This is a genomic window from uncultured Chitinibacter sp. (assembly GCF_945957625.1).
Classification (GTDB): domain Bacteria; phylum Pseudomonadota; class Gammaproteobacteria; order Burkholderiales; family Chitinibacteraceae; genus Chitinibacter; species Chitinibacter tainanensis.
This window is the reverse complement of sequence record NZ_CAMFLP010000011.1, coordinates 60,868-76,312: the sequence shown is the minus strand read 5'-3', so window position 1 is coordinate 76,312 and position 15,445 is coordinate 60,868. Positions and strand designations below refer to the sequence as shown.

Sequence of the window (15,445 nt, the reverse complement as noted above, 5' to 3'; positions counted from 1 at the left end):
AATGTCTGCCGCGCGCGCGGGCCTTGAGAAAAACAGTTTAAAAATTGGAGAATCATCATGTTGCTGCATATTCCGCAAGTCCTCACCGCCGAGCAGGTGCGCCATTGTCGCCAGTTGCTGGACAACGCCGCCTGGCTGGATGGCCGGATCACGGCGGGTAGCCAGTCGGCCAAGGTAAAAAACAATGAACAATTGCCTAATGACGAGCCGGCCGCCGAGGCTGTGCGGGCGATTATTCTGGCGGCGCTGGAAAAAAACGAGCTGTTTTTCTCGGCTGCCTTGCCCAAGCGGATTTTCCCACCGCTGTTTAACCGCTATGGCGAGGGCATGAGTTTTGGCATGCACGTGGATAACGCCATGCGCCGTATGACGCTCACCGGCGAATGGGTGCGCTCGGATTTATCGGCTACGCTGTTTTTTAGCGAGCCGGAAGAATACGATGGCGGCGAGCTGGTGATTGAAGACACCTATGGCCTGCACGAAGTGAAACTGGCTGCCGGCGATATGGTGCTTTATCCATCCAGTAGCTTGCACCGGGTGGAGCCGATTACGCGCGGCCAGCGGGTGGCCTCATTCATGTGGATGCAAAGCATGATCCGCGATCAGGGCGAGCGCGGCTTGCTGTTTGAGCTCGATACCCACATCCGGCAATTGCGGCTGGAGCAGGGGGATAACGCCACCGCCATCGGCCTTACGGGCGTGTATCACAATCTGTTGCGCAAATGGGGTGAGATCTAGGCGCTTGGCGCCCACTTAAACTTGAAGACGGGAACTTCTGCAACAATATCCACTCCGTCTTCGTTTAATTGAATATCCCGTATGGAAATCTTTATTCTGCTGGGCCTGATTGTCCTGAATGGCCTGTTTGCGATGTCCGAAATCGCGCTGGTCACCGCGCGCAAGGCGCGGCTGAGCAAACTGGCAGAAGGCGGTAATCGCGGCGCAGCAGTCGCGCTCGAGCTGGGCGCAGACCCTACCAAATTCATGTCCACCGTGCAGATCGGCATTACTTCGATTGGCGTCCTGAGTGGTATTGTCGGTGAATCGGTCCTGGCGGCACCGTTTGCCGATTGGCTGATGACCTTTGGCGTGCCGGAGCATCTGGCCGACAACAGCGCCACCATCTGCGTGGTAGTCTCGGTGACGTATTTCTCGATTATCTTGGGCGAACTGGTGCCCAAGCGCTTGGGCCAGCTCAACCCCGAAGCCATCGCCTGCCTGGTGTCGCGCCCACTGCGCGGTTTGGCCCTGATTACCCGGCCGTTTGTGCGGCTGCTGTCTTTCTCGACTACCAGTGTGTTGAAAATCCTCGGCGCTGATCAGCAGGGCGGGCAAGCGGTGACCCAAGATGAAATCGATGCCGTGCTGGTGGAGGGCTCGCAAGCCGGCGTAATTGAAGCGCATGAGCATGAAATGGTGCGCAATGTATTGCGGCTGGATGATCGGATGGTGACGTCGCTGATGATCCCGCGCGGCGATATGGTGTTTCTGGATCTGGCCGACCCGCTGGAAGACAACCTCGCCAAAGTGGCGCAAGCCGATTATTCGCGCTTTCCGGTGTGCCGCGGTGGGCTGGAGCAATTGCTGGGGGTGCTCTCTACCCGCGAAATCCTGAAAAAAGTATTGCATGGCGAAGCGGTAGATCTATCGGCGCAGCTCAAACCCTGCGTGTTCGTGCCGGAAACGCTAACGGGCCTGGAACTCTTGGCGCAAATGCGCTCCTCGGGCGTGGAAATGGTATTTCTGGTGGATGAATATGGCGAATTGCAAGGGCTGGTGACCTTGCAGGACGTACTGGAAGTCCTGACTGGCGAATTTACCCCAGCCAATCTGGAAGACGCGTGGGCAGTACAGCGCGCCGACGGCTCATGGCTGCTCGATGGCCTGATCCCGCTGCCCGAATTGAAAGATCGCCTGCAACTGGCCAGCGTGCCGGATGAAGACAAAAATAGCTACCACACCCTGAGCGGGATGTTAATGCTGCTCTTGGGCCGTTTGCCGCGTACCGGCGATATTGCGCAGTGGGCAGATTGGTCGCTCGAAGTGGTCGATATGGATGGGCATCGGGTGGATAAAGTCTTGGCGAGCCAAATTCCGCTGGCCGAGCGACTGGATCACAACGGTTAATCTCATCGCCTTTCAAACCTCCGCTGGCAGAGGTTTCAGGCTGCGGCCAAAGTGGAAGCGCAATCTTCATCAAGTCTTGGCAAAGCCGAGCCTAGGAAATATGGCTGTGCCCTGCAGCCTTGATGTTCTACACCCGCCCCCTCCTTGCGGGGAGCCTCACTGCGCGAGCGGGGCTTGTAATCAATAAAAAACCTCCGCTTGCGGAGGTTTTTTATTGGGTATTGGCCGCCAGCGCAGGCAGAGCCAAAGCCGCCTGCTAAGATGAGCTGGGGGTTGGCGCGCTGAGTTGGCAGGGTGGCGCAGGCGGGCTTGATGTGGCGCAAATCCCCTGCAATGACAGGAATTTCCTCAATAGTATTCCGGCCGTAAATCCTTACAATGGCGGCATCAAAACAAGGATAAAAATCATGCAAATCACCGTAGTGAAACACCCGCTGGTGCAGCACAAGCTGGCCCTATTGCGGGAAGCCGATGTCTCGACCAATAAATTCCGGCTGCTGACCGAAGAGCTGGCCCGTTTGCTGGCCTATGAAGCCACGCGTGAGCTGGCGCTGGAAGACGTCACGATTCAAGGCTGGTGTGGCGACGTGCAGGTGAAAAAGATCAAGGGCAAAAAACTGACCGTGGTGCCGATTTTGCGGGCCGGTCTGGGCATGCTCAATGGGGTGCTCGATCTGGTGCCTTCGGCCAAGATCAGCGTGGTGGGTCTGGCGCGTGATGAAGAAACCCTGCAACCGGTGCCGTATTTCGAAAAATTTGTCGGTAGCCTTGACGATCGCTTGGCGCTGATTATCGATCCGATGCTGGCCACAGGTGGCTCGCTGGTGGCGACCATCGATATGCTTAAGCGCAAAGGCTGCAAAGAGATTATTGCGGTAGTGATGGTAGCGGCACCAGAAGGCGTGAAGCTGGTGAATGAAGCTCACCCCGATGTGCAGATTGTGGCGGCCTCGCTGGATTCGCATCTGAATGAGCAAGGCTACATTATTCCGGGGCTGGGTGATGCCGGCGATAAAATCTTCGGCACCATCAACAAGGACTGAGCATGTTCGCCCAACTCAAACAATTTATCTCCGGCGCGCAAATTCTGTTTGTGGCCTTCGGCGCGCTGGTGCTGGTGCCATTGCTCACCGGCCTCAATCCGGCCATGGCCCTGCTGGGGGCTGGCGTTGGCACCTTGATGTTCCAATTTCTTACCCGCCGGGAAGTGCCGATTTTCTTGGGTTCTTCGTTTGCTTTTATTGGCCCCATCATCTTTTCGATGCAAACCTGGGGGCAGGGCGCGACGCAGTTCGGGCTGTTTTTCGCCGGTTTTATGTATTTCGTGGTGGCGGGGCTGATTCGCTGGCGCGGCATGGGCTTTATTCATAAATTGCTGCCGCCGGTGGTGATTGGCCCGGTGATTATGGTAATTGGTTTGTCCGTGGCGGTGGCTGCTTCGGGCATGGCCATGGGGCAGGGCGGCGGTAAACAGCTGGTGCCGTATGCGACCTCACTGCTGTTGGCGGCGATTTCGCTGGCGACGACGATTGTAGTGTCGGTATTTGCCGGCGGTATGCTGCGACTGGTGCCGATTCTGTCGGGTGTGGTGGTGGGTTATATCGCCGCTTGCTTCATGGGCGTGGTGAATTTCGAGCAGATCATCAATGCACCCTGGTTTGCCATGCCGCATTTTGTTTCGCCCGAGGTGAATTGGGCCGCGGCGCTGTTTATGCTGCCGGTAGCAATTGCCCCGTGTATCGAGCACATTGGCGGTGTGATGGCGCTGGGTAAAGTCACCGGCACTGATTACACCCAATCACCCGGTTTGCATCGCACCCTGAGTGGCGACGGCGCAGGGGTGTGTTTTGCCGGCCTGATCGGCGGCCCGCCGATTACCACGTATGCCGAAGTCACCGGTGCGCTGATGATTACCCGCAATTTCAATCCGGTAATCATGACCTATGCCGCGGTGCTGGCGGTGATTCTGGCCTTCTTTGGCAAATTTAATGCGGTGCTGACGTCGATTCCGCTGCCGGTGATGGGCGGGATTATGGTGCTGCTGTTTGGCACCATCGCTTCAATTGGCCTCAAAACCCTGATCGACGCCAAAGTGAACCTGATGGCACCACGTAATCTGGTGATTGTGTCGGTGGTGCTGACCTGCGGGATTGGTGGTTTGATGGTGCAGGTGGGTAATTTCAGCCTGATCGGTGTGGGCTTGGTGAGTATTCTGGCCATGGTGCTCAATTTAGTGCTGCCGGCCGAAGTGCCGGAAGATCCGCAAGCTGAAATCTAAATCTGTTGGGTATAGCCCTGTGGCGCTTATTAGATAAGCGCTTGGGGTTGATACCCTGTGTGGTATCTGTGTGGCGGGCCCAGCCCGCCATTTTTTATGCCCGTGTGATTTGCCTACAGCCGCCCGGAGCGTCGGCTTTGCGCGCGCCAATGTGCACGCCGATGCGATCAGCTCGGCAGGGCAGCGGCGGCTTTGGTAGAATCACGGGTTAAATCTACTTTTGACTTTCCGAGTGCTATGAGCCAAGAACAAGCAGCGGCGACGCCGAGCAATTTCATTCGCCAAATCATTGATAGTGATCTCGCCAGTGGCAAGCATCAGGCCATCCAGACCCGTTTTCCGCCCGAGCCCAATGGCTATCTGCACATTGGTCACGCCAAATCGATCTGCCTGAATTTCGGCATTGCGCAGGATTATCAGGGGCGCTGCAATCTGCGCATGGATGACACCAATCCGGAAAAAGAAAACGACGAATACGCCAAAGCCATCGAAGCCGATGTGCGCTGGCTGGGTTTTGACTGGCATGGCAATGTGCGTCATACCTCGGATTATTTCCCGCAACTGCACGCCTTTGCCATCGAGCTGATCAAAGCTGGCAAAGCCTATGTGTGCGAGCTTAATGCCGAGCAAATGCGCGAATACCGTGGCGATTTTCAAAAGCCAGGTCGCAACAGCCCTTACCGTGATCGCTCGGTTGCAGAAAATCTCGATCTGTTTGAGCGCATGAAAAACGGCGAATTCGAAGACGGCAGCAAAACTCTGCGCCTGAAAATCGATATGAGCTCGCCGAACCTGAATTTGCGCGACCCAGTGTTCTACCGCATCAAACGCGCCACGCACATCAAAACCGGCGATCAGTGGTGCATCTACCCGATGTACGACTATTCGCATTGTATTTCCGATGCGCTGGAAGGCATTACGCACAGCCTGTGTACGCTGGAATTTGAAGACCATCGTCCGCTGTATGACTGGGTGCTGGACAATATTTCGATTGACTGCCATCCACAACAGATCGAGTTTTCGCGCCTCGAATTGCTGTATTCGATTACCTCGAAGCGCAAACTCAATCAGCTGGTAACCGAAGGGCTGGTTAATGGCTGGGATGACCCGCGCATGACCACCATCAGCGGTATGCGTCGTCGTGGTTACAGCCCGGCGGGTATTCGCCTGTTCGCGCAGCGCATCGGCGTGAGCAAAGGTGAAAACATCATCGACTTTTCCATTCTGGAAGGCGCAGTGCGCGAAACGCTGGAGGGCGAAAGCCCACGCGTGATTGCGGTGGTGAACCCGCTGAAAGTAACGCTGACGAATTTCGAGCCGGGCGTCACCGGTAGCCGCAGCGCGCCATTTCATCCGCATCACGAAGCAATGGGCGAGCGTGAAATCCCGATTGCACCGACGCTGTGGATCGAGCGTGATGATTTTGCCGAAGAGCCCCCGAAAGGCTGGCAACGCCTGACCTTGGGCGGCGAAGTGCGCCTGCGCTACTCCTACGTGATCAAGTGCGATGAAGTGGTGAAAGACGCCAACGGCGAAGTGATTGAGCTCAAATGTTCGATCGACCCGAATACCCTGGGCCAAAACCCAGAAGGTCGCAAAGTGAAAGGCGTGATCCACTGGATTTCGGCCGAGCACGCCATCGAGGCCGAAGTGCGCCTGTATGAGCGCCTGTTTACCGAGCCACGCCCGGATGCTGTGCGCGGTGAAGATGGCCAGTATGTCGATTTCAAGCAGTTTATTAATGCTGAATCATTGAAGACGGTTACGGCCTTTGTGGAGCCGTGCGTGCGTGATGCGGCCCCGGAAACCCGCTATCAGTTCGAGCGTTTGGGCTATTTTGTGACCGATCGCTATGATCATCAGCCGGGTGAAAAAGTGGTATTTAATCGCACCGTAACCCTGAAAGACAGCTGGGCGAAGTAAACCGCTGGTGTTTCCCTCAAGGCCGGGCAGCGTATCGCTGTCCGGCCTGTGTTTGCCATTGACCAAGGAGTAATGATGAACGTATTACGCGCTTCCCTGTTGGCCGCTTGTGTATGTGTGTCTAGTCTTGCCATGGCGGCTGAATCTGCCACAACCCCTGCCGTGGTCATTGCCAAAGGCAAACAGGGCCAGGCGCCGGTGCAGGTGGTGTATGACTATTTGCTCGATCGCGTCGCCAATGAATATGGCATCGGTGAATATCAGCGCTTGAATATCCAGCAGCAAAGCCCCAGCGCGGAAGAGTTTAATCAGGTGAATCTGACCCTCACCAAAGAGGGCCTGCTGGATGATAGCGTGGCGACTCAGCGTTATCGCTTTGTGCTTAATTTCGAGCCGCAGGCCGGGGTGTGGCTGATTAATAGTGTGACCCAAGACTGGCAATGCCGCCGGGGCAATAAAAAGGCTTGGACGCAAAAACCCTGCCGCTAATCTCGCCACCCGGAGCTACGCATGACCGACCACGTTGAACGCGCGCCGACCGTGCGCCATTTGTTCCGTAATTTCTGGCGCATTGCCAAACCCTACTGGGTGTCGGAAGACAAATACTATGCCTGGGGGCTGCTGCTGGTGATCATCTGCCTATCTCTGGGCGTGGTGTTCATGAATGTGCAGTTTAATAAGTGGAACAACGAGTTTTACAACTCGCTGCAAGACTACAATCTGCCGGCGTTTAAAGCGGCATTGTGGAAGTTTGGCTATCTGGCTGCGGCTTATATCGTGATTGCCGTGCACGCGATCTGGTTTCAGCAAATGCTGGAAATTCGCTGGCGTAAATGGGCCACCGCCTATTTCACTCAGCGCTGGTTGCGTGACAACACCTTTTACCGCATGCAGCTGACCGACAAAAACACCGACAACCCGGATCAGCGGATTGCCGAAGACGTCGATCAGTTTATTTCCTATTCGCTGTCGCTCTCTTTGGGCTTATTGCGTGCGGTGGTGACGCTGGTGTCGTTCGTGGGCATCTTGTGGACGCTCTCTGGCCCCTTAAGCTTTATGCTGGGAAACACTCAGCTTACCATCCCAGGTTATATGGTATGGGTGGCGCTAGTGTATGCCGCAGTGGGTACGGGTATCACGTTGTGGCTGGGTTACCCATTGGTGGGGCTCAATTTTATGCAGCAGCGCTATGAAGCGGATTTTCGCTTTGGGCTGATCCGGGTGCGTGAAAATGCTGAATCTGTGGCCTTGTATCGCGGCGCGCAAGATGAAGAGCTGCGCCTGCGCCAGCGTTTTGTGCAGGTGGTGAGCAATTATTGGTCGCTGATGCGCATGAATAAGCGCCTTAGCTGGTTTACCTCTTTCTGGGGGCAGCTGGCGATTATTTTCCCGCTGATCGTGGCGGCGCCACGCTTTTTTGCCAAGGAAATCCCGCTGGGTGGGCTGATGCAGATTAACTCAGCGTTTGGCAAAGTGTATGACTCGTTGGAGTTCATCATCAGCAGCTTTTCTACCTTGGCCAAATGGAAAGCGGTGATTGATCGTTTAACCACCTTTGAGCACAGCATGGCTGCCGCCGAGCAATTGCCACGTTTGCAGCCAAGTGCGCAGGCTGCGGGTTTAAGCTTTCAGCAGCTGCGGGTGAGTAAGCCCGATGGTGAAGTCTTGCTCGACGATCTGGCGCTGACTTTGCAGCCGGGCGATAGCTTGTTAATCCGCGGTAAATCAGGCGCGGGCAAATCGACGCTTTTGCGTGCTATTGCGGGTATATGGCCCTATGCCCAAGGTAGTATTGGCCTGGCGAGCAATACCCGGGCCCTGTTTCTATCGCAAAAGCCCTATATGCCTTTAGGTACCCTCCGGGCGGCGCTGTTTTACCCGCAAGATGTCGGGCACGATGAGGTGCAGATCCGGCAGCTGCTAGCGCTGGCTGGCTTGACGCATTTGCTACCGCGGCTGGATGAAACCGATGCGTGGTCGCATGTATTAAGCCTAGGGGAGCAGCAAAGAATTGCGCTCCTGCGCGCGATTTTGCTCAAGCCAGATTATTTATTCCTCGATGAATCGACTTCAGCGCTGGATGCCGATGGCGAAGCGCAGCTGTATCAGGCGGTACGCGAAGCGATGCGGGCAGGAGTGATGATTAGCGTTGGCCATCGCACTGGGCTGGTGGAATATCACCAACAGGCGCTGGATTGTCTGGGCCAAGGGCGTTGGTCGCTGCAGCCCTTGTGAGTCAACGCCACTCGAATAAGCAAGTGCATTAATTAAATAAATGCCCGTTACCACGGGCCACTGAGAATACCATGCTGAAAAATGATACTTTCCTGCGCGCGCTTTTGCGTGAGCCTGTTGATTACACCCCCGTGTGGATGATGCGCCAAGCCGGTCGCTATTTGCCGGAATACTGCGCCACGCGCAAACAGGCAGGCTCTTTTTTGCAGCTGTGCAAAAACACCGAGCTCGCCACCGAAGTGACTTTGCAGCCGCTGGATCGTTTCCCGCTCGACGCCGCGATTTTGTTCTCGGATATTTTGACCGTTCCCGATGCGATGGGTTTGGGGCTGTACTTTGCCGAAGGTGAGGGCCCGAAATTTGAGCGCACGGTGCGCACCGACGACGACGTCGCCAAGCTGTTTGTGCCGGATGTGGGCACTGAGCTGAAATACGTGATGGATGCGGTGAGCTCGATTCGCAAGGGCTTGGATAACCGCGTACCGCTGATTGGTTTTAGCGGCAGCCCATACACCTTGGCTTGCTACATGATCGAAGGCGGCAGCTCAGATGATTATCGCAACATTAAAACCATGATGTATGCGCGTCCAGACCTGCTGCACCGTATCTTGGAGGTCAATACCCTCACGGTGATTGATTACCTTAATGCGCAAATCGCAGCGGGCGCGCAAGCGGTGCAGATTTTTGATAGCTGGGGTGGCTCGCTGCCATTTGGCAAATACCAAGAATTCTCGCTGCAATACATGGCCCGCATCGTGGCTGGCCTGAAACGCGAAAACGAAGGCCGCAAAGTGCCAGTCATTGTGTTTACCAAAGGCGGTGGCCAGTGGCTGGAAGACATCGCGGCAACGGGGTGTGACGCGATTGGTTTGGATTGGACCACCGACATCGGCCAAGCGCGCCGCCGCGTGGGCGATAAAGTGGCACTGCAGGGTAATTTTGACCCGGTGGCGCTGTTTGCACCGCCCGCGGCGATTGAGGCTGAGGTTAAGCGCATTCTGGATTGTTACGATGATGGCAGTGGGATTAAAACCGGCCATGTTTTCAATCTGGGGCATGGTATATCGCAATACACCAACCCTGAGCATGCCGCCGCTTTGGTGTCTGCCGTCCATCGTTTATCAGGTAAAAACTAACAAGCTTACAGATGGTCATTGATTTGTAATGTGTTGTTAGATCAATGACTTGGCTGGTTTTTCTCAGGTAATGGGGCGGGAACGCCAGCCAAGTTATGCACACTGTTTTGGCATGGTTTTTGTCCTTGTCAATAGGGGCGGAAAATAAAGTTGCAAAAGATTGACAAAATATAAGCTATTGAATTTTATATATATTTTGTATTAGCTTAATTTTTGTGCAACCTAAACATCATCAAGCCCCGATTGGGTTTTTTCTAGTTTTTAGCACTTAGTCCACAAAATTATCCACAGAAAATGTGAATAACCGTTTTAGGCGGATTTTGTCGTGGATATTACTAATGGGCAGGCCGCGCCAAGCATGCTTTTGCTGCGCTGCAGTGCCAAACCGCAAACCAAGGCCGCATGACTGAACTACTCGCCCAGGTGGCGCTGGATGTGCCACTGAACCGCGTTTTTGATTACAGCCTGGGACAGCATCAGGTCGTGGTCGGGCAACGGGTGATTGTGCCATTCGGCCCGCGGCAGCTATCGGGGATAGTGGTGGCGCTGGTGGCCAACGACGGCCAGTATGGGCAAAAGCTGCGCAGTATTCTGGCTGTGCGCGATGATTTGCCGGCTTTGCCCAGTAGCACCTTGGCGCTGTGTCAGTTTGTGGCTGATTACTATCATCATCCATTGGGCGCGGCGATTGCCAGTGCTTTGCCCACCGTGTTTCGCGCGGTACCTGCGTTTAAGCCTCCCGCACCGGCAGTGGTGTATTTTGCTGCCGATGTGCCACGGCTATTGGCGCAGCTTTCGAGCCGGGCCCACGCCCAAGTCCGCGTGGCCCAAGCCCTCGCGCAGCCGCATTCGGCCGCCGCCCTGCGGCGCGTGCACGCACAGGGCGTGGTGTGGGCCAAACGCTGGGCCGACGCGGGCTGGGTTACCGTAGCCGCCGAATCTACCCAGCTGGCCGCTGCGAGCTCCACTTTGCCGCTGAATGCCGGGCAGCAGGCCGCGGTCACGGCATTGAGCGCAGCACGCGGCTTTGCCGCCTTTTTGTTGTACGGCATTACCGGTAGTGGCAAGACCGAGGTCTACCTGCAAACCATCGACGCCGTGTTGGCGCGCGGCCAGCAGGCGCTGGTGCTGATTCCGGAAATCAACCTAACCCCACAACTAGAAGGGCGGTTTCGGGCGCGTTTTCCTGGCGTGCAGATGGCCAGCTTGCATAGCGGGCTTAATGACACTGAGCGCGCATGTAACTGGCTGGCTGCGCTGCGTGGTGAAGCGCAAATTGTGCTGGGTACGCGCCTAGCGGTCTTTACCCCCATGCCCAAGCTCGGGCTGATTGTGATCGATGAAGAGCACGATCCTTCATTCAAACAACAAGAGGGTCTGCGCTATTCTGCGCGCGATGTGGCGGTGTATCGGGCGCGGCAGGCGCAGGTGCCGATTGTGTTGGGCAGCGCAACCCCAAGCATCGAAACTTGGGCCAATGCCCGCGCCGGGCGATATACCACGCTGGCCCTGCCGGAGCGGGCGGTGCCGGGTGCGGTTTTGCCCAAAATTACGCTGTTGCCTGTCAAAAAAGCTGGCTTGATCGATGGCCTGAATCGCATGGCGTTGGCCGCGATGCATGCGGCATTGGCGCGCGATGAGCAGGTGTTGGTGTTTATCAATCGGCGTGGGTATTCGCCGGTGATGCAGTGTGGGGAATGTGGCTGGATGGCGGCCTGCCCGCATTGTTCGGCGCGCTTGGTGCTGCATTTGCGCGATCGGCGCTTGCGCTGCCATCACTGCGGGCACGAAGCGCAGATTGATGCCAGCTGCCCGGATTGTGGCAATCAGGATCTCAAACCAGTCGGGCAGGGTACGCAGCGGCTGGAAGACGCCTTGGCGGTGCATTTTCCGGGTAAACGGATTTTGCGGATTGATCGCGATAGCACTCGCCGCAAAGGTGAGCTGGATGCGGTGTTGGCGCAAGTGCATGCCGGCGAGGCCGATATCTTAATCGGCACGCAAATGCTGGCCAAAGGGCATGATTTTGCCCGGCTAAATTTGGTGGTGGTGCTCAATGCCGATACAGGCTTATATAGCGTTGATTTTCGCGCGGAAGAGCGATTATTTGCGCTACTCACCCAAGTGGCTGGGCGGGCTGGCCGGCGCGAAACGCCGGGCGAAGTGATGATCCAGACCGCGTTTGCCGATCACCCGTTTTACCATCAATTGCTCGGGCGGGATTACGCGCCCTTTGCTGAGCGCACCTGGCGCGAGCGGCAAGAGTTAGCCTTACCACCGGCCGCTGCCTGGGTGCTATTTCGGGCCGAAGCCCCGCAAGCAGAAGAAGCACTGGCGCTCTTGCAGCAAATTCGCGCCTGCTTTGCGGGTTTGCCGGCGCCGCAGTTAGATGGCCTCACTCTGAATCAGCCGGTACTGGCCACCATGGTGAAAAAGGCCGGAGTGGAGCGTGCGCAATGGCTGCTGAGCGCCGCAAATAAAAATCAGCTACAGCGCGCTTTGCATCAGGCCATGCCTTTTGTTGAGGCGATTAAAACTGCGCGGGCGCGCTGGATTGTGGATGTCGATCCACTAGATGTGTAGGGGTATTGCCTGCTGGCTTATTTTATATAGGCTCTACAGCAATATACCCCTACTTCTGGCCGGCCTTGCGATCCAACTCACGTAAGAATGCCAGCTTCTCGGCGATTTTGCTTTCCAGCCCTCGCTCGACCGGTTGATACCAGCCCGGCTCGGCGATGCCATCCGGGAAATATTGTTCCCCCGCGGCATAGGCATGCGGCTCATCGTGGGCATAACGATAGGCATGGCCATAGCCCAGCTCTTTCATCAGCTTGGTGGGGGCATTTCGTAGGTGCACCGGCACCTCGCGGCTGCGATCCTGCTTCACAAAAGCCATGGCCTGTTTATAGGCCAGATAGCCGGCATTACTCTTTGGCGCCGCCGCCAGATACAGCACCGCCTGCGCTAGCGCCAGTTCGCCCTCGGGCGAACCTAGGCGCTCAAAGGTGGTGGCGGCATCGTTGGCAATTTGCAAGGCGCGCGGATCGGCCAAACCAATGTCTTCCCACGCCATGCGCACAATCCGCCGCGCTAGATAGCGCGCATCCACGCCGCCATCGAGCATGCGGCAAAACCAATACAGTGCCGCATCGGGATGCGAGCCGCGCACCGATTTATGCAGGGCGGAAATCTGGTCGTAAAACTGATCGCCGCCTTTATCAAAGCGGCGCATCGCGCTACTGAGGGCGTTGCGAATAAACTCGCCATCGACGGCCGTGGTACCCGCCGCCTGGGCGGCGGCCTGGCATTGCTGCAGTAAATTCAACAAGCGGCGCGCATCGCCATCTGCATAGGTGATCAGTTGCTCGATGGCATCCTCGGCCAAATTTAAGTCGCTCAGTGCTTCGCTGTGCGCTCGAGCAATCAGCTTGCGCAGTTCGGCCGAGCTAAGTGCTTGCAGCACATACACCTGCGCGCGGGATAACAGTGCGGAATTCACCTCGAAAGACGGATTTTCGGTGGTGGCGCCAATCAGCGTAATCAGCCCGGATTCGGCGTAAGGCAGTAAGGCATCTTGCTGCGATTTATTAAAGCGATGAATCTCGTCAACAAACAAAATGGTGGGCTTACCCAGCTGCAGATTCAGCTCGGCTTGCTCCATGGCGGCACGGATGTCCTTCACCCCGGAAAATACCGCGCTCAGCGCAATAAATTCGCAGGCAAAGGCCGTGGCGGTTAAGCGTGCCAGCGTGGTTTTACCTACGCCGGGCGGCCCCCACAAAATCATTGAATGCGGCCGGCCAGATTCAAAAGCGAGTCGCAAAGGCTTGCCCGGCCCCAGCAAGTGGCTTTGCCCGATCACTTCGCTGATGTTTTGTGGGCGTAATAGCTCAGCTAGTGGCGCACTAGGCGGCGCTGAAAATAAATCACTCATATCCGATTGATCTGCTGCTTATTCACGGATGATATCGGTGCCCGCGGGGGGGGTAAATGTAAATTGCGCTGGATTGAGGCCGCCATTGCGCTGAATTTGTTGCAAGCTGATGGTGGTGGTTTGATTGAAGTGATCATCCAGCTCCATCCGCTCAAGCTGGCCTTTGACCATGCCCAGCCGAATCTGTGCAAAACTGCCATCCTTGCTTTTGGGGGTGAGCGCAACCCACTCGGCACCACCACGGGTTGGTAAATTTTGCAGTTGATAGCTGGCGGCCAGGTTATTGCTGCCGGTGAGAATCGCCGCAGGGCTGGCATCCAGTGCTTTGCCAATTGGTTTGATGGTGACTTGCGCCAAATCGACATCATACAGCCACACCGATTGACCATTGCTGATGATGTCCTGCTGGTATGGCTTGCTGTAACTCCACTTGAATTTACCCGGGCGCTGCAGGGCAAACTGGCCGCTGGATTGTTCTTGTTTACCATTTTTATTGCGCACCACCTGATTAAAACTGGCAGCAAGCGTTTTCGTGTCCGCGAGGTATTTTTGCAGATCGCTAATATTGTCAGCGAAAGCGGGTTGAAGTATTAATGCGGCGCTGAGGGCAAGCAAACTAAGGCGCATAGAGCCTCCAAAAAACGGATAGAGCAGTTGTGACATAAAAAAAGCCCCGCAGTGCGGGGCCTTTGGCATAGCAGGCTAAAAATTATTTAGCTTGTACGGTCTCAACGGTAACACCGTTCACTTCGATTTCAACGCGGCGATCGTTAGCCAGGCACTCGATCAGTTTAGCGCGAGTTTTCTTGGTGTTTTTGATCTCGTCGCAAGCGTTGCCAGTCACTGGGTTAGCTTTACCGCGACCTTCAACTTTCAGAGCCGCTTCTGGAGCACCTTTCGATACCAGGTAAGCTTTCACAGCTTCAGCACGACGCTCAGACAGCGCTTGGTTGTATTTGTCAGAACCCAGACGGTCAGTGTAACCAACGATTACAGCAGAGCCATCTTTTGGATCCAGATCTTTCACTTCGCCTACCAGTTTGTCCAGCGCGTCTTTACCAGCTGGAGTCAGGGTAGCTTTGTCGAAGGCGAACAGAGTGTCAGCTTTCAGAGTGAACTGTTTCTTAACTGCAACAGGAGCTGGTTTTGGTGCAACTGGAGTTGGAGTTGGCGCAGGAGCAGCAACTGTTGGCTCAACATAACCTGGGCAGCCTTTTACAGTTTTTGCTTTTTCAGCAGTCCAAGAACCGGTTTGCCAGCACTCACCCTTGTTGTTTTTAACCACGCCTTCTGGATTGGCTTCAGATTTAGTTTGGCTGTTGGTCACATAAGCGTCGGTTGCAGCTTGAGCGCCGAATGAAGCAAAGGCAGCAACGATGGCCAGTGAAGCGATAGATTGCTTGATCATGAGTGGTTCTCCGTTTGTAAAGCTCAAATTTGTAATTTAGTAAGGCCTATGTGGGCTTTTGGCCGGTTATAGACTACACCGTCGAAATTTAGCAGTATCGAAGTACTTATTCAAAATAAATATTCACAACGCTTCAGGCTGTGTGGCTTTGCCACCGAATCCAAGGTTGCTTGTTTCTGCTTGATTTCAGATAAATGTCATTTTAGTGGTTTCGCATTGTTTACGCCAAGGGTATTTCTGTAAACAAATGCACAATTTCCTTACATCTACAGCCTTTTTGGTCGTGTCGCGGGGCTGTGATAGAATCAGCTAGCAAAAACTATTCAGCGCCAGCTCTTACTGCAGCAGTGTCAAGCTGCAGGGGGCGTAAGCCCGCATACCTTTTGCACCATTTATCTTGA

General features: G+C 55.4%; 12 protein-coding genes. 9 read left to right on the top strand and 3 right to left on the bottom strand.

What is annotated here, in order from left to right:
* Positions 1–57 precede the first annotated feature (57 nt).
* The 9 genes from QV747_RS12780 (at position 58) to QV747_RS12740 (ending at position 12,282) form a co-directional block, all read left to right on the top strand.
* Entirely contained in the window at positions 58–738 is a 681-nt protein-coding gene (locus tag QV747_RS12780; RefSeq protein ID WP_028450938.1) for a Fe2+-dependent dioxygenase, read from the top strand.
* 81 nt (positions 739–819) lie between these two features.
* Positions 820–2,127, top strand: coding sequence for a hemolysin family protein (locus QV747_RS12775; RefSeq protein WP_273431424.1), 1,308 nt, complete (start codon positions 820–822; stop codon positions 2,125–2,127).
* A 407-nt stretch (positions 2,128–2,534) separates the two neighbouring features.
* Positions 2,535–3,170 (top strand): uracil phosphoribosyltransferase, encoded by a 636-nt coding sequence (upp, locus tag QV747_RS12770; protein WP_028450935.1) that lies wholly within the window; start codon positions 2,535–2,537, stop codon positions 3,168–3,170.
* Between the two features lie 2 nt (positions 3,171–3,172).
* Positions 3,173–4,405: a uracil-xanthine permease family protein gene (locus QV747_RS12765; protein ID WP_028450934.1), complete on the top strand. Its 1,233-nt coding sequence runs from the start codon at positions 3,173–3,175 to the stop codon at positions 4,403–4,405.
* A gap of 237 nt (positions 4,406–4,642) precedes the next feature.
* Positions 4,643–6,328 carry a glutamine--tRNA ligase/YqeY domain fusion protein gene (locus QV747_RS12760; RefSeq protein ID WP_273431422.1) on the top strand — a complete coding sequence of 562 codons (1,686 nt, stop codon included), beginning with the start codon at positions 4,643–4,645 and terminating at the stop codon, positions 6,326–6,328.
* A 75-nt stretch (positions 6,329–6,403) separates the two neighbouring features.
* Positions 6,404–6,817 (top strand): hypothetical protein, encoded by a 414-nt coding sequence (locus QV747_RS12755; RefSeq protein WP_156128967.1) that lies wholly within the window; start codon positions 6,404–6,406, stop codon positions 6,815–6,817.
* A 21-nt stretch (positions 6,818–6,838) separates the two neighbouring features.
* On the top strand, positions 6,839–8,563 hold the full coding sequence (locus tag QV747_RS12750) for an ABC transporter ATP-binding protein/permease (RefSeq protein WP_273431420.1): 1,725 nt from the start codon (positions 6,839–6,841) through the stop codon (positions 8,561–8,563).
* 71 nt (positions 8,564–8,634) lie between these two features.
* Positions 8,635–9,699: a uroporphyrinogen decarboxylase gene (hemE, locus tag QV747_RS12745; protein ID WP_273431418.1), complete on the top strand. Its 1,065-nt coding sequence runs from the start codon at positions 8,635–8,637 to the stop codon at positions 9,697–9,699.
* A 402-nt stretch (positions 9,700–10,101) separates the two neighbouring features.
* Positions 10,102–12,282, top strand: coding sequence for a primosomal protein N' (locus QV747_RS12740; RefSeq protein ID WP_273431416.1), 2,181 nt, complete (start codon positions 10,102–10,104; stop codon positions 12,280–12,282).
* Positions 12,283–12,331: 49 nt separating this feature from the next.
* Here QV747_RS12740 and QV747_RS12735 read toward each other — a convergent pair whose 3' ends face one another.
* From QV747_RS12735 to QV747_RS12725, 3 genes are all read right to left on the bottom strand, one after another.
* Positions 12,332–13,636, bottom strand: a complete 1,305-nt coding sequence (locus tag QV747_RS12735; RefSeq protein ID WP_273431414.1) for a replication-associated recombination protein A — start codon at positions 13,634–13,636, stop codon at positions 12,332–12,334.
* Positions 13,637–13,654: 18 nt separating this feature from the next.
* The gene (gene lolA / locus QV747_RS12730; RefSeq protein WP_273431412.1) at positions 13,655–14,263 is read right to left on the bottom strand and encodes an outer membrane lipoprotein chaperone LolA; all 609 of its coding nucleotides are present in this window, start codon (positions 14,261–14,263) and stop codon (positions 13,655–13,657) included.
* Positions 14,264–14,345: 82 nt separating this feature from the next.
* A complete protein-coding gene (locus QV747_RS12725; protein ID WP_047392149.1) occupies positions 14,346–15,044 on the bottom strand; it encodes an OmpA family protein in 699 nt (232 codons plus the stop codon).
* Between the last annotated feature and the right edge of the window lie 401 nt (positions 15,045–15,445).